This window comes from Clostridium sp. B9 (genome assembly GCF_050509515.1).
GTDB lineage: Bacteria > Bacillota > Clostridia > Clostridiales > Clostridiaceae > Sarcina.
Map to the genome: position 1 here is coordinate 3,390,723 of NZ_JBNWKA010000003.1, position 22,291 is coordinate 3,413,013.

A 22,291-nucleotide genomic window follows, 5' to 3' on the forward strand; every position below is an offset into this window, starting at 1 on the left:
ATTTAATTCACATATAATTTTTTTAAATGCTCCAGTAGTAATTCTTTTTCCTTGGTGTACTCAATTTTCTTTTCAAACTTATTTAAGAAAGATTCGTACTTCCAATCTTTTAACTTATAATAATATTGCATTGATATAGTATAGAAATCATGAGGAAATCTAAGATAAATATACATAAACTCCTTTTCACTATCTGATAATTTATTTAATGAATCATATTTAGAAATTATTGAATCACACATTTCTAAGCTAAAACCAAATCTTTTTATACTTTTAATCATAAAGTTACAAAAATCTATTACCCTTAAATTTATATTGCAGTAATCAAAATCTATAAAACTTACCTTTCCATCATTAAAAAGAATATTATGATATGCTAAATCATTATGACATAAGGTGATTTTGCTTTTATCATTACATAACTCATGATATTTACTCTTTTCAAGCTCTTCTATACAAATTTCAACATCGCTTATATGATAATCTACTTCATTTAAAAACATCTTGTCAAATTCATTTCTATATTTATATCTTAAGACCCTACTTTTCAATTCTTCTAAATCCAACTTACTTTGAAAAAAATAATTTTTAAGCTTGTGTAACTCACTATTCTTTTCAACAACTTCTTCTGAAACTGTATCCCATATTCCAACTCCAGCATTATGCAATTTAGCTACTGATTCTGCTATAATATCTAATTCAACAGGATTTGCGATATTAAATTCTGTTCCCTCAAAATAGTCTAATAGTATATAATCTTTTTCTTTCCAAGTAATCTTATTTCCTCCATTAGGAAGTTTATTTATATTTAATATACCATCATAACTTTTTCTTAAATATTCTGTAGCATTTACAATAAAGCTCAATCTCTCATCATTATAATTTATTATTTTCAATATTTTTTTCCCTTGTTTTGTATCCAATATGAATACATTCCTATTCGGTCTTAAATCTTCAATATTAATTCCTAATTCCTCAAAAAGCTTTATGTCTAAATCATATCTGCACAAATATTTTTCATCCTTATATCTAACTTTGCTCATATACCTCTCCCCTTTATATTAAAAAATCCTTTTTTGCCAATCTTATCAATTTATCAAAGTCTATTTCTGTTCCTTTTACATAAACATTTTGCAAATACTTCATCGAATTATGAGGATAAATAAGTAGTGCTTTTATATAAGCGTAACTCTCCTCTCCTAACCCTTCACATTCTAATGCAAATAATATTAATTCATTCAAATCTATATCGCTATTTCCCTTAAGTCTTTTAAAATACTCATAATAATCATCTTCAACCATTCCAAATGCTATCTTTTCTGATTTTAAAATCTTAATTCTATAATCATATTCTTTTAACCCAAAATAGATTCTTTTTATGCACACTTCATTTCTGTCCATAGCTCTTCTTATTAAATTCTTGTAATCCATATTTTCTATTATCCCTATACTCTCCTTAGCCTCACTACTAATTAGAGTAAAAATATCATTGTTATACTCAATTCTAGAAGTTCTATTACTCCAAAGCTTAAAATTCTGAAATAATCGCCATGTATTGTTTGGAAATTTAAATCTTATAGAATTGTTATCACCTATAAAAATTTCATGTACTCTACTTAAATTTTCTATATAATATTTTGCATCTATCTTTTCATTTATTATAGGCTTATTTTTAATTAACTCTATTCTATTTTTTTCTAGAAAGGATTTAACCTCTTCATTCAAACTTAACTCACCTCAAAGTAAAATTGCTTAATTCATCAACAAACTCTTGTCTCAATTCTCTATCCTTTATATATTTAGTTAATTTTGATAAAAAACGTTCCTCCTCCCAAGGTTGTTGCTCCCAATAATACTGCAATCCTAATTGCCAATAAGCTTGAGGGAATTCAATAAATGCAGACATAATCGGTAATTCATCATTTATTACCTCTTTATTTTTTGTATAACTATCAATAATTTTTTGGAATATTTCTAAGCTCCACATTCCTTCCTTCATAGACCTTACACAAATACTACTTAAATCATGTAAATGAGAGTCCAATATACAATAATCAAAATCTATTATATTTAGATCTCCATTTTCTAAAACCAAAACATTATGATCTGCAAAATCATGATGACAAAATCCAAGCTTTCTAACTTCATTTCTCATGTACGAAAAATATTTACTCTCTTTTATATTTTCTAAAGATTTATATACTCTATTCAACTCTTCATCCATTACGGAAAGATACAAATTATCGAATTCTGATTTATACGCCTTTTGACTAATACGCTTCTTAAAATCTAATATTTCTTCCCCTCTTGTTTCAAATGTCCTATACCAAGTTCCCCATCCTATCCTTGGTCTTAATTCCTTACTTATAGCAAACCCCTCACTACAATTATGTAGTTCACTAAGCTTTTCAGCAGCTAATTTTAAATCCTCTATTTTTTTATAATCACATTCCCTACACTTAACCCAGGGTGTTAAATAAGCAAACTTATCTTCTAAAGATATATAGTCCTTTCCTTGTAATGTACTTATTATTTTAGGAATGCCTTTAAATCCTCTGTTAATTAAATGTTTTTGTGCAGAAACTATAAAATAAAAATGAGGATATTGATATTTAATTACTTTTAAACAATATTCCTCATCATCAGTTATTATCTTATATGTGTTTTTTATTTTAATTACCTCTTTGCATTTCAGACCATAATTAAGAAAAATATTATTTTCTATATAATCTTGCTTCATACGTCCTCCTATTTTGTCTTTTTAATTAGTATATGTTTCTTAAATTATTCTTGTTACATGCACATTTTATATTATTTATTAATATTATTAATTATAGTGATTATTTTCTAAGGAGTGGAGACTTATTATGCGTACATTAATAGATGCGAGAGGAGCAACTTGGTACAGAGGAACTGGAATTGGAACTTATACTTATAATTTATTAAAAAACATATTAGAAATAGATAAAAATTCATTTTTTGATTTAATTTGCTCTGGTGAAAAAATAGAAGAGTTTGATTTGCCTAATACAAAACTTATCATGTCTTCTAGAAAACATCAGAGATTTTTTGAGGATTATTATATTCCCTCTTATGGAATAAACGAAAATATTGATTTACTCCATCTTCCTCAAAACGGAATTGGATTAAATTCTGATGGGAAATATGGTAAACTTGTTACTATTCATGATTTAATTCCTTATATACTTCCTGAAACAGTTGGTAAAGGTTACTTAAAAAAATTTCTACAGAGTATGCCAGAAATAATAGATAATTCAACAGGCATAGTAACAGTATCTGAATACTCAAAAAAAGATATTTTAAGATTTTTCCCACATTTTCCTGCCGAAAATATCTTTGTAACTCCACTAGCTGCTAATGAAAGCTTTAAACCACTTGATAAAGAAAAGTGCCTATTTGATGTAAATAATAGATTTAACTTTAGTGGTCACTTTATTATGTATATTGGTGGTTTTAGCTTAAGAAAAAATGTTAAAGGACTAGTTGATGCTTTTAATGAAATCCATAAAAATATTAATCCTTACTATAAACTTCTCATAGTTGGAGGGCTAAGAGATGAAGGTCTTAGACTAAAAGCTTATACTGAAAGTCTTCCTATTGCCGATAAAGTTATCTTTACTGGATTTATAGAGGATGAATATCTTCCAACTCTCTATAATGCTACAGACTTATTTGTTTATCCTTCACTATATGAAGGTTTTGGACTTCCTCCATTAGAAGCCATTAGCTGTAAAACTGCCGTAGTAACATCTAATATCACTTCTATACCCGAGGTAGTTCCTTTTAAAGAAGTTTTAGTAGATCCTAATAATAAGAGTGAATTAGCCTTAAGAATAGAAAATTTACTTAATGATGAAAACTTAAGAAATAGAATAGAAAGCCTTTGCTATGAAAGAAGTAAAGAATTTACTTGGAGAAAAACAGCTGAAAACACTTTAGATGTATATAAAAAAGTTATTGAAATATCTAAAACTACCAATTTAATTTAAAGGCTATATTTTAACCAGTGTTGATTTCTAGATATATTTAGAAATCAACACTCACTTAAAACAGATCATAATTTAAAATATATTTTTACTAGCACTAAAACTATTTATTCTTTTCATATGTTTTAATAAATAATTAGCGGTAACACCTATAAATATACCTGTACCAATTCCAGCTATAGAAAGAAAAGGTAAGTAAGACATTAAACCTATATTTTTAATTATTAAAGATGCTACCAAAAGTTGTCCTACATTATGAAAAACGCCTCCAACAGTACTTACTCCAATGGCTGACACCTTATCCTTTAATATATTTTTTACAAAAATCATAGAAATAAAGCTTAATACAGTTCCTCCTAAGCCAAAAATAAAAGTAGATATTGACCCCATTAATAACGTAGATAATATTAACTTTAAAAAAATTAATATTATGCATTCCTTATAGTTATCTAATGTATAAATGCCAATAACAATAATCAAATTAGCCAAGCCTAATTTTGCTCCTGGAGTTATAAATGGAGCTGGTATCATACTTTCAAAAATATATAAAACTAAAGCCTGTGCCACTAAAACACCTATATAAATAAGCCTTCTTATTTCCACAACCAATCCCTCCCTCTTTTAATAAGACATAATAATGTCCTCTTCAGAACTTCCTATTATCTCTATAAAAATTTTATTAGGAAGACATACTATACTTTCTCCTATTTTTCTTATTTCTCCTTTTTTAGTGCATAATCTATCTGGGCAATCTGTATTTTTCATAAGCACACTTTCGCCTCTTATGTGAATCACATTTACCCTCCCCCCATTTTCAATTAATATTTCTCTTTCCTCATCACTTAATAAAAATCTACTATATTCTTTTCCATCAACACTTATAAGAACTTCTTTCTCACCAGAGTCTTCAACTTTATTAAAAATTAAAGCTATTGGTAAAATAGATAAAATAATTAAAAAAATAATAATTACTATGTCCCATTTTTTCATAATTATTTACTCCAATCTAATAACTATTTCTTTATTATGTATATATGTTTAAAAACTTTAATTTATTATTTTTTCATTTGAGGAATGTTTTCTTTATTTGAAAGTATATTTATAGTAATTTAAATCTTTAGGAGGATTTTTTATGAAAAAAAAGTTTTTTGTTATAGCTCTTTCTCTTTTTGCACTTAGTAATTTGGTAGCCTGTGGCTCAACTAGCACTTCTGAATTTAAGGATGGTAGTTATTCAGTAGAAACTAAAAATGCTGATGACCATGGATATAAAGCCAAACTTAGCATAAAAGTTGAAGATGGAAAAATAACAGAAGCTAATTATAATGAGTTTAGTGCTGAGACAAACGAACTTAAACGTAATGATGAAGGTTATAATACAAAAATGACTGAGGTCTCTGGTATTGGCCCTGCTGATTTCGAACCTCAACTAGAAGAAGCTTTAGTAAAAGCTCAATCCGCAGAAATTGATGTAGTAACCGGTGCAACTGGATCATCTGAACAATTTAAAACTTTAGCAGAAAAAGTTTTAGAAAATGCTAAAGAAGGAGTAACTGAGGCAGCTCTTGTTGATTAAACATAAATAATCTTACTTCCGGGAGGGTAAAATGGTCTACTTAAGAAATATAATTATATTATTATTATTAATTTTAACTTTTAATTTAAAAGCTTGTACCACTAATAAAGAACCTGTAAGTCAATCAAATTTCTTTATGGGTACATTAGTTAATTTAACTCTATATGATAAAACTGATGAAAAAATCTTTCAAAAAATTTTTAATGAAATAAGTAAAATAGAAAAACAACTTAGTCTTAATATTACAACTTCAGAAATTAATGAAATAAATAATAATGCTGGTATTAAACCTGTAAAAGTTAGTGAGTCAACTTTTAACATAATAGAAAAATCTATTGAAATATCCGAACTATCAAATGGATATTTTGATATAACCATAGGTCCATTAGTTCAACTTTGGGATATAGGAACAGCAAATGCTAAAGTGCCTACAGAAACTGAAATAAATTCTACAATAAAACTAATAAATTTTAATAACATAATATTAGATAGTTCTAACTCAAGTGTTTATCTAGAAAAAGAAGATATGATTATTGACTTAGGTGGAATAGCTAAAGGCTACATAGCCGATATTATATGTAATATATTAATAGAAGAAGGTGTAGAGAAGGCTATTATTGATTTGGGTGGAAATATATTTGCCTTAGGAGAAAAATCTAATAAAGCGCCTTGGAATATTGGAATTCAAAATCCATTTGAAAATCGTGGTGTCCCTTTAGGTACATTAGAAATTTCAAATAAATCTATCGTAACCTCTGGAATATATGAAAGATTTTTTGAAGAAGATGGTGTAAAATATCATCATATTTTAAATCCTAAAACTGGTTATCCATTTAACAATGATTTATCCTCTGTGACTATAATTTCAGATAAATCACTAGATGGTGATGCACTATCAACAGCTGTTTTCGCTCTTGGATTTTCTGAAGGATTAAAACTTATTGAATCATTAGAAAATGTAGATGCTATTTTTGTAACTACTGACAAAGAAGTTTTTCTAAGTTCAAATATAAAATCAAATTTTAATTTAATTGATAACTCATTCAAGTTAATAGAATAAATTTTTTATTAAATAAAAGGTGGCTTAAATTTAATAGCCACCTTTCTTCACAGTTTCCTAAAAACCTTCTTAATAAACTTTTATTTCTTGTCAAACTCTAATTTTTTATCAAATTTGTATTTCCATTCAGAGTATTCATTAGGATATTTTTCTTTTATAAAATTCCAAAAATCCTCTAGCATATTTAACTTATCCAAACCTCTCAACATTGATTTTGGATAAGATGTTTCTCTAATATAACTTTTTCTTGGATCAATGACTTTTAATGACTTATCAGGTTGTAAAAAAATATGCAACAATCTAATATCTACTCTTTTAAATCCAAGCATTTTAAAGTCTCTAAATATCTCAACTAATTGCAAAGCAATTTCTTTTGTTAACTTATTCTTTTTTAAATATTTTTTTAAATCCTCTCCAGGCAAAAATTCCATTATAATAGAATCTTCATCATAATCATAAATAGTTGTGAAAAACTTACTCTTCTGCCCATTTAGCAATATATCTAATTGATCCTTACAAGATTTTTTCTTCTTAAATACCTTTATAACTTTATTAGGTGTTAAAAGATAAACCTTCCCTTGAGTTCCCTCGCCAATAAGCTTCAATTTATCAACATTTATTCCACAATATAATTTCATAATCAACCCGCCTTTAAGATTTACATAATTTATTATATGTTTCTTTCTCTCTTATGCTACATTAATATGTTATTTAAATCTTAATCATTTTTTCACTTTTAAATAATTATTACATATATTGTAAATATAAGTAATATCTTCATTAGGAGAACTATTATGACTTATTTTGATGAAACCATAAATAATAATTCGGATTTATATTTTGAAATTCAGTCATTAAGAAAAAGCCTATATAAAGTCGTATTGACACTAAAAAATCAACAAATAGAGTATGAAGAAAATCAAAGAAAACTTGAAGAGCAATTAGATGAATTAACATCCGTTATACATTCTTGCTTAATTCCAGAAGGTAACTTTGAATCAGAAACAGATAATAAAAACTCATCCAAAGTCGAAATAGGAGATGTTGGTAATAAAATTGCAGTTAGTATAGATATAGCACCAATAATTGGATTAATCTTGCTACTAATAGAAAAAAATGATCTTTATGATAAGGAAGATTTTAGTGAGATAGTTTCAAAATTAAAAGAATTTACTCCAGATACAAATTAATATTGAACTTTTTTCTATATTTTTCATAATATGTATTATGTCTATTATATTCTAGTAATAGGATAAAATTTCGGAGGTTTATATGAAAGATTATTATCAAAATGATTGTTGCGAATACATTAATAATGTAATAAAAATATTAAATGATATACAAATACAATTGCAAGCTCAAGCTCAAGTTCAAGAACAAATTCAAAAACAACTTCAAGAGCAAGCTCAACTTCAAGAACAACTTCAAGCTCAATTACAAGCTCAACATCAAGATCAAGAACAAAACCAGCATCAAAAAAACACTCAATCTCAATCAGAAATAGAAACTGAGAAATCTTATGTTAAGAATAAAAGCAAAAGCAAAACTGTTATAGGTGATGTTGGAAATCATATAAAATTAAAAAATTCTCTTGAAGATGAATCATCTATTGAAAATTCTTATTTATTAGTTTTATTATTCTTAATAGCTAAAGGCGACAAAGAAGCTTTCAAAGAGCTTAAACATTGCTATCCTGAAGCTGCAAAAAGATTAGAAAATTGTAAATCCAAATAAATAAAAAAATACTGCTAACATTAGTTTAGCAGTATTTTTTTACTATTTAACCAAATTAATATTAATTTCATTTTCATTATCAATAAGATCTTTTGATTCTTTATTTAAAAATAATGCTAATAATAAGGCTGAGAACCCAGATATTAATTTAGTTAATATATAAATATTTATTATTTCTGGTGTTTTTAATGATACAAACCCTAATTGACCACCTATTACAAAAGCACCACTAACACTAAATGCAGTTAATGCAATTCTTCCTCGTGATTTCATCTTATCAAAGCTTTGAAATAATATTATGTTTGATGCAAGTGTTCCTAAAAAAGCAGCTATTGAATATTCATCTAAATTTATCTTATTTCCAATTTTACTTAGAGATTTAGAAAACTTAATAGTTATTAAATTTATAAGAGGATATGCACCTCCTAAAAATATAGCAATTTTTCCAACTACACTTAGGCCTTCATCTATTGGTAGTATAAGTCCTATGCTTTCAATACCTATAATTTCGCAAAAACCTAAAATTAATAATCCAACTATACTTACTACCTGAATCACCTTTCCTAATTTTGCAAAAACATTTATAGTTTTCCCTTTAAACTTAATCATCCCATAAACAAGTATTCCTACAAAAATTAATAAGGGTAACATATTTATAAACAAAACCTTGATGTTTACCCCTAAAAATATTCCTGCTAAAAATGGTGCTACTGGAATTGTCATAATTCCATATAAAAGTCCTGTAGATAAATCCTTAATATACTTATCATCAATTATTCCTAAAGCTAATGGAATAGAAAAACTTATGGTTGCACCTAAAGTAGATGCTATTATTACCCCAGAAATCCAATACATTTCTATATTTGAAGAAATATTTTCAGCTATTCCTAAAGCTCCCATATCTATTGCTAAAAACATAGAAGGAAATATTGCTGAGTCTATACCAATTAATTCCCCAATAGGCGTAAGTAGTCTACCTATAACTTCTCCTATTAATGGTGAAAATGAATATATACCAACCATAGAAATGGCTATAGCTCCCATAGCTCCCATTCCTTCTTTAAATTTTTCTCCAAGCCCTAGCTTATTATTATTTATGTAATCAAACCCACTTATAACAAAGAATATAGCTATTATGCTCAATACTACTTTATCCATAATGCCCCCCACAAAAAACTACTATTTTTTTAGTATATTTTACTATCTATATCAATTCAATATATACATAACTAAGTTTTCAATTTGTTAAATTATATTCTAAATAGTAAAATTCTTATGAAAAAATAAAAAGTTGTATTAAGAATAGATTTAAATTTGCTATTAAAATCTATACCTAATACAACTTAATTTTAAATATAATTTTTATATATTGCTAACTACCAGCTCTTGATTATTCATTAATTCTAAAGCTTGCTTTAAAACATTTTTTCCGTTCATTGTTCCATAATCAGAACTATTTATAAGACCTACTGGAAACTCTCCCTCAAACTTTTTGCTCAATCTGTTAGATAAATATTTAACCTGAGGACCTAGTAACAATACATCTGCTTTTTTTTCATACTTTCTTAAGTCACATTCACCTATAGCAGTTATGGAACAATCAAAATTTAATTCCTTTGCTGCTTTTCTCATTTTTGAAACAAGTAAAGATGTAGACATTCCTGATGTACATAATAATACTATATTTTTCATTTTTAATCCTCCCAACGAATTAATACCCTATTTATTTCTACCATATTAAAAGCTATATTTAGTCTTACAATATTCTGAGTATATAATCTAATATACTTCCCCCTTTCTAAAACTAAAAAGCCTTCTATAACTATTTTATAGCTAAAAAGCTTATTTAACAATTAAGTATATGAATTATCTTTTGTTTTTATTTAAAATTTTACATTTTATTTATCATAGTAGCTAAATTTTTTTATTATAGCGCTAAACTACTTTACTTAAAATAAAAAGAACTCAGAAAACTGAGTTCTTTTATTACTAATTAGCTACTAAAGTTATATTTAATTTAATCTTCTTACCATCTCTTATAACTTCTAATGGTACTGAATCACCATCATTATATTTTTCTTTAGCTTCATTTAACTCTTCTAAAGTTTTTATTTTTTCTCCGCCAAATTCAACTATTAAATCACCATTTCTTAATCCTGCTTTTTCAGCTGGACTGAACTCTTGAACACCTACAACATAAACACCTTCTTGAAGGTTGTTTTCTTTTGCTATTTCAGGAGTTATTGTTCTAGCTTGAATTCCAAGTTTTAATATTGGTTTTGATAATGAAGTTAATCTATCTTTAACTTCATTTATAGGAATTGCAAATCCAATACCTTCTATATCTTCCCCAACTTTTTTAGCAGTATTTACACCAATAACTTGCCCTTTTGAGTTTATTAATGGTTCACCACTGTTACCAGGGTTAATTGCTGCATCTGTTTGTATATAATCTAAAACATTTCCGTTTTCTGTACTCATTTTTCTGTTTGGTGAACTTACTACTCCTTTAGTTACAGTTGAACTAAACTCTTTTCCTAAAGGATTTCCTATAGCAATTACTTCTTCACCTGATTTAACTGTTGCTGAATCACCTAACTGAGCTATTCCAGGCATTTTTACATCATCAGTTATTTTAATAACTGCAATATCTCTTTCAGCATCATAGTTAACAACCTTAGCGTTAACCTCTTTACCATCATAGAATATTACTTTAACCTCTTGAGCCCCTTTAATAACATGATAGTTAGTAACAACATATCCCTCTTCATTTATTATAAAACCTGATCCTAATCCTTCTTGCTCTCTTACGTTGAAGAATTGATCTCTAACTAAACTCTTTGTTGATACTCCTACTACTGCAGGTGTAACTTTTTCAACAACCTGAGGAACTGTTAGTGCACCCTCTTCATTTTTAAATGATGGTGGATTCGCAGCTGAAGTTTTATTTAAAGATGATTCGCCACCTACAACAGCGCCAGTATCCTTTAATGCAAAGTAAACTCCACCAGCACCCATTGCTCCGCCTAGCATAGCTATTACTACTGCTCCAGCTATTAGACCTAACTTCTTTTTAAAACCACCTTTTTTCTTAGGTTTATCTTTAGGTACTTTTTTCTCTTTTATTTCATCATTAGATTTCACTTCTTCATAATTGCTGTCATTCACTTTATGATTATCTTGTTTAGTTTCCATTGATTCATTATTAACTTTTTCACCCTCTAAGTTAATCTCTTGAGTTTCATCAATTTTGATTCCATCATCAGTATTGTTTTTCTCTTTATCTGAAACTAAATTTTCTTTATTTTTATCATTAAATCCAAAGTAGTCATTATTATCATTTTTATTAAAATCACTCATTTTACATACCCTCCTAAATATTCGATTTCCATGAGTCTATAATAACCATTTTTTGTGTCATTTCAATGTCATATTTATGGCAGTTCAATGTCATATTTAATATTCATTCATGCCTTAGGATATATTTTTATAAACTCTATTTTTCCTCTTCTGGAGTATTATCTTGAATAAATTTTATACTGTCTAAAAGTAATTCTGGCTTCTCTAAAGGAATTATATCAGTAGAATTTTTAGCATTTATTATTTGAACCTTTCCTTCTGTAGTAAGCTTCTTTAAGCTTTCTTGCTCATTTACAAATGCCTTGTTATTTACTATTATGCTCAATGGTTTCCCATTTAATAATCCTTCTTTTTGAGAATTACTACTTTGATTTAAAATATTTGTTAGTTCATTATAATATCCACCATTATAATCACTTTTTGTTCTTAATATGTTATAAGCATTTAAATGCTCTTTGCTTAGATTTTCATCCAATCCAATTGGATTATCTATCATACCAAATTTATTCATAATTGATGTTAAACCAAAATATGATCCATATTTTTGAACAAATCTGCTAATTTTTTGTTTTGAGAATTGTTTCATATAATCTTCATTATTTAAAGCCGCTTCACTTATAGGATCTATTAGTACCACACCTTGAACGAGTTCAGGATAAAGTTCTGCGAAATTACACATTACTAATCCTCCATAACCTTCACCTACAAGTATAAATGGACCACTAATTCCAGCCTTTTTTAAAATCATCCTTAAATGCTGAGCTTGTTCTTTAACAGTCTTTGGTTTTCCCAGTTCTGAAAAACCATATCCAGCTCTATCATAAGTAAAAGTCTTAAATCCATATTCATCTTCAATAAGCTTCACTTCTTTTTCCCAAGCATTCATATCCAAACCAATATCTGAATCCATTATTATAGTTGGCTTATTTTCACCATCATATTTAAAATAATTCTTCTTACTGTCTATTCTTGTATACTTATTTTCTGGCTCAATCTTGCTTTTATCTATTTTATTTACTATCCCTTGATAAGCAAATCCTATAAATACTAAAATTAATATAAGTAAAAATATATTTTTTATAATACTCATAGGCTTTATTTCTATATTTCTGTTCATCTTATGAAATCCATTTGAGTACGGAATAAACTTCATTTATAATTCAGCCCCTTATCTTTCACCTAATCTTAAATTAGGTTTTGCATTAAGATTCATCTCTGATTTATTTCCCTTCATCATTTCAAAGTATGCGGCACTTCCTATCATAGCAGCATTGTCTGTACAAAGTATTGGTGATGGGAACAATACCTTTATTCCTCTCTTTTCACATTCTTTAAGAAGATTTTCTCTTAAAGCACTATTTGAAGCAACTCCCCCTGCTATAGCAATCTTATCTGCCTTTCTTAGCTTGCAAGTTTTTATTGCATTATCAGTTAAAACTTCTACAACTGCCTTTTGGAAACTAGCAACTACGTCTGCCTTATTTATCTCTTCATTTTTCATTTCCATTTTATTTAGGTAGTTTAATACTGCTGATTTAACTCCACTAAATGAAAAGTCTAAAGTATCATCATGAAAATTAGCCTTTGGGAATTTTATTGCATCTTTATTTCCTTCCTTAGCTAATTTATCTATTTTAGGACCACCTGGGTATCCTAATCCAACGGCTCTTGCAACCTTATCAAAAGCTTCCCCAGCTGCATCATCTCTTGTTTCTCCTATAATCTCATACTTTCCATAATCCTCTACATGAACCACAAAAGTATGCCCTCCTGATACCACTAAACAAGCAAAAGGTGGCTCTAAATCTTTATGATCTATAAAGTTTGCACTTATATGTCCTTCTATATGATTAACTCCTATTAAGGGCTTATCTAATGAATAAGCTAATCCCTTTGCATATTGAAGTCCTACTAATAAAGCTCCAACAAGTCCTGGACCATATGTAACTGCTATCGCATCTATGTCATCAAAAGTCACTCCTGCCTCTTCTATAGCCTCTTGAACTACAGCATTTATAGCTTCTATATGCTTTCTTGAAGCTACTTCTGGAACAACTCCACCAAATTTTGTATGTGTATCTATTTGAGAAGAAATTATGTTTGATAAAACTTCTCTACCGTTAACTACTACAGCTGCTGCTGTTTCATCACAACTACTTTCTATTGCTAATATAACTTTTCTATCCATTTTAATCCCTCGTATTTTTAAATTTTATATGTAAACATAGAGTATTATACTCCTTTAATTAAATTACATTATGTAGAAAATACTCTTATTTTCTTAGAATTTCTTGCTTTTACATATTTTTCTTCAAAAAAAACTATTATTTTTCAAATTTTATATCATAAAAACTTAAATTTCATCACGACAAATAGACCTTCACACCTTAAATTTTAAAAAAAGATGTAAAAGCCTGCATTTGTCAAAACTAACAATGCACGCTCTTACACCTTTTAAATGAATATATTAGCATACACTCCTATTTACCATATAACAACTTAGAGAGTTCATTTAAAATGTTATTCCGCTTAATATATTCTATGGTGTAACGTGGTTAATTCTTTATCTCCAAATTTAAACTTTAAGTATAATACACCACCTACATTACATTGTTAATTATATTAAATTTTAAGCTACTTTTCAATTCAATTTTTTATTATATATAAGTAATAAGTATATATTAATCGATTAAATAGATTATATAATTATACATTGTCATTTACTCCCTAAAGGCTCATTATTACTAGCTTTGTCCACCATTTTAAATCATCACTTTTTTAGTTACTTTTTTAGTTACTTTTTTTATTATTTAAAAATATTCCTTCTATTTCTTGTGGAATTATTTTTTGTTTTTTCTCACTATTTCCTAAAAATTCATCTATAAATTTTTCTTTATTTATGTTTCTAAAATCATAGTTTTTAAACATTTCATTTAAATTAAACTCTACATTATATTTAAGCATACCATATACAACTCTAAGTAATTTACACATTAAAGCAATAAGCATTTCCTTACTGGATTTTTCATTAGGTCTTTTATAACTTTTATAGTAACAGTACAATCCCCTAAAATAATCATTGTGTCTTACTAAATTAAATGTAATTACATAAAGTTCTTTTCTAATCTTTCTATTTCCTGTTTTACTTATCCAAGAATGTCCCTTATTCTTTCCTGATCCTTCCCCTTGAAGATTTAATCCAGCATAACTAATTAAATGTATAGCTGATTTAAAATTATTTATATTTCCTATTTCAGCTATTAGAGAAGCTACTTGTGCTTTTGGCATACCTTTAATTTCTGATAATGAAGTATAAACTTTACCTTCTAAAAAATTCATTAATGCTTCTATTCTTTCATCTAAATTTTCTTTTTTCTTCATATACATTTCTAAAGCTTCTATGTACTCACTTATTTCTAGCCTATCTGCATAACTTATTCCATTAATAATATTTTTATATGTTTCTACTTCCTCATAATAAATTTTTAAAGTTTTATTTGTTCTACTATATCCTACTTCTCTTAACTTCTCTCTTACTTCTAAATAACTATCTTTTATTATATCTAAAGGTGATGGATATACTTTTAATAGTGCTAATGCTCCAGCCGAAAAGACATTTGAAAAGTTTTCTAAAAATATTGGATTATTAACATCTAGCCAAGCTCTAAATCTATTTTTATATCTTGCTATCTCCTTCTCTAACTCACTTCTCTCTCTTGTAAGTCGCCTTAGTACAATATAATCTTCTTTTCTACCTTGAACATCAAAATAATATCCATTTTTTAAACACTCTGCTATTGTCCTACTATCTAGTGAATCGTTCTTTCCTTTTCCTTGTGAATTTAATGCTCTAGTATGTCTAACAGCATCATTTCTAACCATTACAGTTTTAATATTTAATTTTTCTGTTAAAAACCAATCAATATTTATCCAATAATGCCCTGTAGACTCAAAACCAACCAAAATATCATCATACTTTAAACTATAATCATATGTTAGCTTATCTATATTATCTTTAAGTTTTAAAAATCCCAAATAATTATTTTTAAATTTAAACCTTTTATCTATTTCTACTCCTTTTTCATTTAAAAAAGAAGCATAATTAAATTCCTTACCTATATCTACTCCTATATATAAATTCATAATATATCCTCCTTATTTTTATAATTTAAGGAAATATTATCATCTAAAATTTATTAAATCTATATTAATTTTTATTAATTTATAAGATTTAGATATTTTAATACTTATACGTTAATAATAGGGCTTTGCCCTCGCTCCGCTCACCCATAAACTTTAATAAAGTTTAACAAACCCAAGAAGTAAGAACTAGCTTAGGCTAGTTCTTTTAAGTTCTTGTTTTTTTGTGGCATCAGCCTATCACATATCCGCTAAAATTGTAAAGCCATTCCACAAAAATTTTTATCGGCCATTCCATACTTCCATAGCAGCTAAAATTTTTTGCTCCATTTTCCTTTACAATTCACTCCCATGTGTAGTCTTAGGCTCAACAAAAAAACAACAACACGAAGTGTTAAACGCTAGTGTTTACTTAATTTGAAGGAGGTATCTATATGGTCAATAAAAAATATAATTTATTCTTAGCACCTCAATTTAATAAACTTACTAATGGTGCTAAACTTAGAGTTGATTTATTAGGAGATATGAAAATTAAAGATATTCCCGAACTTAAATACTTTAATATAAAATATATAACTAAAGGATATGAGGATTTAGTTAAGCAAGGAAACTTATTAGTTCCTCGTAAAGTAAGGTACATAGAAATTTTTAAAAAGTAATTATTAGGTGTCCCTTAAGGACACCATAACCCCAAAATAAAATTTATAAAAGAAAGAAGGAATTTATGATGAAAAACTTATCAATTTTTAATATTAAAGGTGGAGTTGCTAAAACAACATCAACTGCAAATTTTGGAGCTTGTTTAAGCCAAAATGGAAAGAAAGTATTACTTGTAGACTTAGACCCTCAATCTAACTTAACAAAGCTATTTAAGACTTATAACATGGAAGATTTATCAATTGCTGATGTTCTTTTAAATAAGAATTTAGATTTACATAGGGTAATAAAGAAAACTGATTTTGAAAATATTGATATACTACCAGCTAATGTTAACCTTGCTTTTGCAGAAAGAAAAATACTACTTGATGTTAGCCGTAGTCAACAAAATAGATTATCAAAAGCTTTAGAAAGCATAAAAGATGAATATGATTACTGTTTAATAGATTGCCCTCCTGCTCTTAATATGATAACAGTAAATGCTCTTTGTTCTTCTCATGATGTTTTAGTACCTATAAAAATAGACAAGTTCGCACTAGATGGATTAGAATACCTACTTGATAGCATAGAAGAAATAAAAGACGAATTTAATCCAAGTCTAAACTTTAAAGGTTGCTTCATTACAATGGACTCTGCTACTACAGTAAATAAAGTAATAAAACAAGAACTTAAAAATATACTAGGTGATAAAGTCTTTAATACAACTATTAAGCAAAATGTCAAAGTTGTTGAAAGCACCTTTGAAGAATGTCCAGTTGTCTTTTCTTCAAAGAAAGCAAGGGCTAGTTTAAATTACATAGAATTAAGCAATGAAATATTTTAATTATTAAATTTAAAGGTGTCCCCTAGGGACACCGAATAATAAAATTTATAGTCGAAGGAGTTAATAAAATGAGTAAGAAATTTTCAATAAGCGAAGGAATGTTAAACGGAATTTCAAAGAATGTAAAAAAAGTTGAAGAAATTGAAGCTAAGGACAATTTCAAAGTTGAGTACATAGATATAGAAAATATAAAAAGGAATGAGAAAAACTTCTATGACATAGTAGATGTAGAAGAACTTGCTGAGGATATAAAATTGAATGGATTAAATCACAACTTAGTTGTTAGAAAATTAGATAATGGTCAATTTGAATTAATAAGTGGTGAAAGAAGATATACTGCTCTTAGTAAACTTGTTAAAGAAGGAAATAAAACTTTTGCTTTAGTTCCTTGTAAAGTAATTGAAGCTAATGACACAGACGCTGAAATAATTCTTATACAAGCCAATGCACAAACTAGAGAATTAACAGAAGTTGAAAAACTTAAACAAGTTCAAAGACTAAAAGAACTATATAAAGATAAAAAAGCTAAAGGAGAAAAAGTGCCAGGCAAAATAAGAGAAATTATTGCTAATGACTTAAAACTATCCCCTACCCAAGTTGGAAGATATGAAAAGATTAACAGTAGTCTTATTCCCGAACTAAAAAATGTACTTGAAAAAGGTAACTTAACAATAGCCAATGCTAGTGAATTTGCTAATCTAAGTGAAGATAATCAGAAAATTATTTTAGAATTAATAATCTCAAATGTAAATTTATCTAAAAATGAAGCCATTGAACTTAAAAATAAATTAAAGAAAATTGAAGAAGAAAAAGAACTTGAATATAAAGAAAGAGAAAAGTTAATCAAAGAGAACTCTACTCTAAAAAGCAAATTAAATTCTAATATAGAAAAAACTAATGAAGAAAGAAAAGAACTTGAAGGACAATTAAGAATTGAACTTGAAAAAGAATTAGAAAGTAAATACGCTGATAAGCTAAATAGTATAAAAGATGAAGTAAAAAAACAAACTGATGAAAAAGCTAAATTAAAAGATGAAATCTCTAAACTAAAAGCTAATGCTCCTAAAGATGTTACAATGGAATTTAAAGAAAATATAACACTTATACAAAACTTAAAAAATATAGAAAATTCTCTAAGTTCCCTATATAAACAAATTGATAAAATGAGAAAAGATAATATAAAAATATCTGATGATACTAAAAACTTTCTAAGTTCATATAGTCCAATAGATTTAAAAACTCTATTAGATACTATAAAGTAAAATAAAAAGAGAGAATAAACTATTCTCTCTTTTTATTTTTATGTTAATTTAAACAAATAGGAAGCATTTATATTTAACTTTATTCTCCCAATATAAAAGTAGTATTAAAATATAATACTACTTTTATACGTTAAACTGTTTTCAGTCAACAAAAGGAGATATTAAGCACTATATGCCCAACTAGAATGTTAACTTTAAATATATTTATTTTGTAAACATTATAATATATTTATTAAAATATTACAATGAAAAATGAGAGAAATTTTATTTTCTCCCATCTTTTATCTTGTAAATAAAGTTATAGTTAGATAATTACTATTTTTTGATATTTAATATTATACATTAAGTTAATAACTATTACAACATAAAATAAAAAGTGTACTCATTAATATTATGAATACACTCTTACCATATTATTATGAGAAAGTAATTGGATTACTTTAAATGAATGAATTAAATTAATTGTAATATACATTTAAATATAAATTCAATACCTTAAACCAACTGTAATAATAATGTAATGAAATGAAATTATTATTACAGGCGGTAGCTCCAAGTGGGTGTGGGAGAAAGTGTTTTCTCCCATTTATAATTATTAGATTTTAATTCTTCTATACAATAAGCAGTATATAAATTTTCTTTTTATTTATCCTTAAGTAAATTTGTCAGATTCTATATACTATCCCCCCAATTTATACACCCATTGTATTTTTATGTCCTTTTAAATTACTATAATTACACCCATATTTATTTATACACTCTTTTATTACATCTTTATTAAATGGTATATGAATACAATTAATATTAGAATTTTCAATTGCATCTTTTAATTCTTTTGGTAATCTACCTTTTAAACTTATACGAGAGTTATTACCTTTTCTCACTCCTATCACATCCCAAAAATACCCATATTTAAATTCAATACTATCAAACTCTCCAACATATGCTATTATAACTGGTAAATCATATGCTTTTATAGCTCTAGATATTTCATAATTTAAAAATCCTCTATCATAGTTTGTATCTTCTGATACGATAACAAGTAAATTTTTAGAATTTTTCATCCTTTCATTCAATCTACTCTTTAAAGTCTCCTCTGAACTTGTATCTCTAACTGAATAAGTCTTTTCATGACTATTTATAAAATTAAAATCGATACTATCATTCTCTTGCCATGCCTTCAAAATACAAAAATATTTTAAATCACTTTTAGTTGGATTAACCTCACCATTTCCATCAAATGCTACATAAGTTCCATTTCTATAATTTCTACTCATTTTTAAACATCTCCTTTAATTTTATTAAATCTATTTTTTTCATTTCATTCACTTTTTCATCTTTATATAATAAAATCCTTATTTTTGCTGGATAACTAAACTTTAATCTACTGATTTTAAAAGTCCATAAAATATTTTCTATAAGTTCTTGATGAGATAAACTATTTCCAGTATCTTTAAAGCGTGTTATTCCTCCACCTAAAAGTGGAAGTTCAACAGTTCTTCCTGCATATACCCTGTCAATTTCATTCCAAAATTCCATTAAAAACTCAATATACTCTGCTAATGTTAAATTTGCTCTGTCTTTTTCATCAAATTTACTAAAAGCAGTTAATAAATAATTTTTTTTATAACATAAAATTGATCCTATTTTATATTTTTTCTTTTTACCTCGCTTTCTGTTAACATTCTGTAATATAAACCTATCACTTAACTCATTATTGTTTTCTATAAAATCATCTAATTCATTTAATTCATTACTAGTTAAAGTATTTAAAAATTTACCATTTATAGACCCACTTGAAATTATTTTTTCATCTACTAAAGTATCAAAATATTCATTAAAAGCTATAACTCTTAAAGAATCATCTTCGCAGTTTCTTAGTATATCACCATTAATAATTTCAACCTCTGAATCATTTATTTTTAATACTAGTCTATCCATTCTATATTCTTTAAACAAGATAAAAAAATAATAAAGAAACCATAAAAATCCCCATGCCATCAATATAAAAACAACATTTTTAGATACCCAGTTACTAAATAATGCTGATATAACACCTATAATAGCTCCACCAAATGTAAATATACTACTACAGCATTTAATTGCAACTCTTTTATCAAATATACTAAACTTCATTTTTAATCTCCTAATGCTATTTATTAATAAAATGTTCCAAATTACTCACTACATCATACTCAATATCCTTTGGAGTTAAACTATCAAAATCTTTAAACTTTATTTTATTCATTTTTATTTTTAAACTTAAATCAAAATTAATATCATTCATGGTAGGATTTTCACTATAAGCATCTATTATAGCTGGAGCAATATAAAATTCCTTTTTATCTTGTAATTGTTTTTTAAAAATAGCAAGATTATTTTTAAAAATATCTATAGTCATATATTGATATCTTGAATATACTGAAAACACTGTTTCATCTATATCAAACCCTTGCTTTTCTGCTCTTTTTTTACATTCATCCATATTAGTGGTTATATAAACAAAATATCCATCCTTTATACCCACATTTTTCTTTTCAATTATACTAATTTCTAATTCACTAAATATATTATCCTTACAAACTTTTTTCCATTCTTTAAATATTTTGATTGCATTTTCTCTATTTTGATATAATAACCCCATAACTGGTAAAGATTTATTATCTTCAAAAAATAAGTATGAAATTCCTCTCCATTTTGCATTATCCCAAGTCTTTACATCTATAAATGAAGTAATAAACAGGTTTTTTCTTTCTTTTACCTTTAAATATTCTTCACTTTCCGACTTACCAAGTGGTGGTTTCACTGTGTTTTTTATTCCTTTAAGTCTATTGCATAATTTTTTAAAATCCTTTTCTCTATCAACGTAATAATATGTTGAACTTTGAAGTGGTTTTAATATTTTCGTTGTGGTATAATCATTAAATATTACGGGTATAAACTTTGTATTGTTACAACACGATTCATATAAATGTTGATATATAATATTTATCTCCCAATTTACACCCCTACCTTCAGTTGATTTAAACATTTTAAATTTATCGTAGTATAATTTAGTACACACAATAATAACAAAATCAGAATCTTCAATCTGATTATCCATCCATCTTGCCCAGCCTTCTGGTGGTGATTCTTCATACTGATCAATATTAGCATCTATATTATTTTCTCTTAACTTATTAGAAAAATTTAATATTCTGTCCGAAAAACTTTCTGTATCATGTGCATAAGATATAAATACTTTAGGTACCATACTTTTCTCCCCCCTTATTTATATATTTTTAAATAATCATAATAGATTTAATTTTACTATCTTATTTTTATATATCCAACTCCTCTTTAATTAGTTATATTCTTATTATTGACATTAGTATATCCCACCTTTATTTGTTGTGCATCACATTAATATTTTAATTTATTTTGAAATATTTTTCAAATAATGAAAGAATTACTGTCGTAATTCTGAATAATATTTATTTTTTGTGGCACTAGCCTATCACATATACGCTAAAATTGTAAAGCCATTCCACAAAAATTTTTATCAGCCATTCCATTCTTCCATAGCAGCTAAAATTTTTTGCTCCATTTTCCTTTACAATTCGCTTCTATGTGTAGTCTTAGGCTCATCAAAAAAACAACAACACGAAGTGTTTAACAATAGTGTTTTATTGA

Annotated in this window: 23 protein-coding genes; 8 read left to right on the plus strand and 15 right to left on the minus strand. The window is 26.7% G+C overall.

The window, feature by feature from the left end; all coding sequences use genetic code 11:
• Positions 1–2 precede the first annotated feature (2 nt).
• From ACQZHJ_RS15055 to ACQZHJ_RS15065, 3 genes are read right to left on the minus strand one after another with little or no spacing between them, the layout of a single operon-like run.
• Positions 3–1,043 carry a CotS family spore coat protein gene (locus ACQZHJ_RS15055; protein ID WP_430486360.1) on the minus strand — a complete coding sequence of 347 codons (1,041 nt, stop codon included), beginning with the start codon at positions 1,041–1,043 and terminating at the stop codon, positions 3–5.
• 13 nt (positions 1,044–1,056) lie between these two features.
• Positions 1,057–1,725, minus strand: coding sequence for a hypothetical protein (locus ACQZHJ_RS15060; protein WP_430486361.1), 669 nt, complete (start codon positions 1,723–1,725; stop codon positions 1,057–1,059).
• Between the two features lie 7 nt (positions 1,726–1,732).
• A complete protein-coding gene (locus ACQZHJ_RS15065) occupies positions 1,733–2,740 on the minus strand; it encodes a CotS family spore coat protein (protein ID WP_430486362.1) in 1,008 nt (335 codons plus the stop codon).
• Positions 2,741–2,867: 127 nt separating this feature from the next.
• On the opposite strand from ACQZHJ_RS15065, the gene ACQZHJ_RS15070 reads away from it, so the two are divergent.
• Positions 2,868–4,010, plus strand: a complete 1,143-nt coding sequence (locus ACQZHJ_RS15070) for a glycosyltransferase family 4 protein (RefSeq protein ID WP_430486363.1) — start codon at positions 2,868–2,870, stop codon at positions 4,008–4,010.
• Between the two features lie 72 nt (positions 4,011–4,082).
• Here the strand turns inward: ACQZHJ_RS15070 and ACQZHJ_RS15075 are convergent, their stop codons facing one another.
• Together ACQZHJ_RS15075 and ACQZHJ_RS15080 are read right to left on the minus strand one after the other, a co-directional pair.
• Positions 4,083–4,610: a Gx transporter family protein gene (locus tag ACQZHJ_RS15075; protein WP_430486364.1), complete on the minus strand. Its 528-nt coding sequence runs from the start codon at positions 4,608–4,610 to the stop codon at positions 4,083–4,085.
• An 18-nt stretch (positions 4,611–4,628) separates the two neighbouring features.
• On the minus strand, positions 4,629–4,997 hold the full coding sequence (locus ACQZHJ_RS15080; protein WP_430486365.1) for a NusG domain II-containing protein: 369 nt from the start codon (positions 4,995–4,997) through the stop codon (positions 4,629–4,631).
• Positions 4,998–5,139: 142 nt separating this feature from the next.
• On the opposite strand from ACQZHJ_RS15080, the gene ACQZHJ_RS15085 reads away from it, so the two are divergent.
• Together ACQZHJ_RS15085 and ACQZHJ_RS15090 are read left to right on the plus strand one after the other, a co-directional pair.
• A complete protein-coding gene (locus tag ACQZHJ_RS15085; protein ID WP_430486366.1) occupies positions 5,140–5,583 on the plus strand; it encodes an FMN-binding protein in 444 nt (147 codons plus the stop codon).
• Between the two features lie 31 nt (positions 5,584–5,614).
• Complete coding sequence (locus ACQZHJ_RS15090) at positions 5,615–6,643, plus strand: FAD:protein FMN transferase (RefSeq protein ID WP_430486367.1); 1,029 nt, start codon at positions 5,615–5,617, stop codon at positions 6,641–6,643.
• Positions 6,644–6,723: 80 nt separating this feature from the next.
• On the opposite strand, the gene ACQZHJ_RS15095 is transcribed toward ACQZHJ_RS15090, so the two are convergent.
• A complete protein-coding gene (locus ACQZHJ_RS15095) occupies positions 6,724–7,281 on the minus strand; it encodes a serine/threonine protein kinase (protein ID WP_430486368.1) in 558 nt (185 codons plus the stop codon).
• Between the two features lie 156 nt (positions 7,282–7,437).
• Between ACQZHJ_RS15095 and ACQZHJ_RS15100 the strand changes: the two genes are divergently transcribed.
• Complete coding sequence (locus ACQZHJ_RS15100) at positions 7,438–7,833, plus strand: hypothetical protein (RefSeq protein WP_430486369.1); 396 nt, start codon at positions 7,438–7,440, stop codon at positions 7,831–7,833.
• A gap of 82 nt (positions 7,834–7,915) precedes the next feature.
• Positions 7,916–8,377, plus strand: a complete 462-nt coding sequence (locus ACQZHJ_RS15105) for a hypothetical protein (protein WP_430486370.1) — start codon at positions 7,916–7,918, stop codon at positions 8,375–8,377.
• A 42-nt stretch (positions 8,378–8,419) separates the two neighbouring features.
• Here ACQZHJ_RS15105 and eutH read toward each other — a convergent pair whose 3' ends face one another.
• The 6 genes from eutH to ACQZHJ_RS15135 form a co-directional block, all read right to left on the minus strand.
• A complete protein-coding gene (eutH, locus tag ACQZHJ_RS15110; RefSeq protein WP_430486371.1) occupies positions 8,420–9,535 on the minus strand; it encodes an ethanolamine utilization protein EutH in 1,116 nt (371 codons plus the stop codon).
• A gap of 204 nt (positions 9,536–9,739) precedes the next feature.
• Positions 9,740–10,069 (minus strand): PTS sugar transporter subunit IIB, encoded by a 330-nt coding sequence (locus tag ACQZHJ_RS15115; RefSeq protein ID WP_430486372.1) that lies wholly within the window; start codon positions 10,067–10,069, stop codon positions 9,740–9,742.
• A gap of 297 nt (positions 10,070–10,366) precedes the next feature.
• Positions 10,367–11,737: a S1C family serine protease gene (locus ACQZHJ_RS15120; RefSeq protein WP_430486373.1), complete on the minus strand. Its 1,371-nt coding sequence runs from the start codon at positions 11,735–11,737 to the stop codon at positions 10,367–10,369.
• Between the two features lie 136 nt (positions 11,738–11,873).
• Positions 11,874–12,890, minus strand: coding sequence for an alpha/beta hydrolase (locus ACQZHJ_RS15125; RefSeq protein ID WP_430486374.1), 1,017 nt, complete (start codon positions 12,888–12,890; stop codon positions 11,874–11,876).
• Positions 12,891–12,905: 15 nt separating this feature from the next.
• The gene (tsaD, locus tag ACQZHJ_RS15130; protein WP_430486375.1) at positions 12,906–13,925 is read right to left on the minus strand and encodes a tRNA (adenosine(37)-N6)-threonylcarbamoyltransferase complex transferase subunit TsaD; all 1,020 of its coding nucleotides are present in this window, start codon (positions 13,923–13,925) and stop codon (positions 12,906–12,908) included.
• A gap of 602 nt (positions 13,926–14,527) precedes the next feature.
• On the minus strand, positions 14,528–15,880 hold the full coding sequence (locus ACQZHJ_RS15135) for an IS110 family transposase (protein WP_430486376.1): 1,353 nt from the start codon (positions 15,878–15,880) through the stop codon (positions 14,528–14,530).
• Positions 15,881–16,311: 431 nt separating this feature from the next.
• Here ACQZHJ_RS15135 and ACQZHJ_RS15140 point away from each other — a divergent pair, with 431 nt between their 5' ends.
• The 3 genes from ACQZHJ_RS15140 to ACQZHJ_RS15150 all read left to right on the plus strand — a co-directional run bounded on the left by ACQZHJ_RS15140 (position 16,312) and on the right by ACQZHJ_RS15150 (position 18,619).
• Positions 16,312–16,536, plus strand: a complete 225-nt coding sequence (locus ACQZHJ_RS15140; protein WP_078209830.1) for a hypothetical protein — start codon at positions 16,312–16,314, stop codon at positions 16,534–16,536.
• A 68-nt stretch (positions 16,537–16,604) separates the two neighbouring features.
• Positions 16,605–17,357: a ParA family protein gene (locus ACQZHJ_RS15145; RefSeq protein ID WP_430486904.1), complete on the plus strand. Its 753-nt coding sequence runs from the start codon at positions 16,605–16,607 to the stop codon at positions 17,355–17,357.
• A gap of 68 nt (positions 17,358–17,425) precedes the next feature.
• Positions 17,426–18,619 carry a ParB/RepB/Spo0J family partition protein gene (locus tag ACQZHJ_RS15150; RefSeq protein WP_430486377.1) on the plus strand — a complete coding sequence of 398 codons (1,194 nt, stop codon included), beginning with the start codon at positions 17,426–17,428 and terminating at the stop codon, positions 18,617–18,619.
• A 692-nt stretch (positions 18,620–19,311) separates the two neighbouring features.
• Here the strand turns inward: ACQZHJ_RS15150 and ACQZHJ_RS15155 are convergent.
• From ACQZHJ_RS15155 to ACQZHJ_RS15165, 3 genes are read right to left on the minus strand one after another with little or no spacing between them, the layout of a single operon-like run.
• Positions 19,312–19,896: a TIR domain-containing protein gene (locus ACQZHJ_RS15155; RefSeq protein WP_430486378.1), complete on the minus strand. Its 585-nt coding sequence runs from the start codon at positions 19,894–19,896 to the stop codon at positions 19,312–19,314.
• The gene (locus tag ACQZHJ_RS15160) at positions 19,889–20,755 is read right to left on the minus strand and encodes a macro domain-containing protein (RefSeq protein ID WP_430486379.1); all 867 of its coding nucleotides are present in this window, start codon (positions 20,753–20,755) and stop codon (positions 19,889–19,891) included. The genes ACQZHJ_RS15155 and ACQZHJ_RS15160 overlap by 8 nt, the downstream gene beginning before the upstream one ends.
• 16 nt (positions 20,756–20,771) lie before the next feature.
• Positions 20,772–21,872 carry a toll/interleukin-1 receptor domain-containing protein gene (locus ACQZHJ_RS15165; RefSeq protein ID WP_430486380.1) on the minus strand — a complete coding sequence of 367 codons (1,101 nt, stop codon included), beginning with the start codon at positions 21,870–21,872 and terminating at the stop codon, positions 20,772–20,774.
• Between the last annotated feature and the right edge of the window lie 419 nt (positions 21,873–22,291).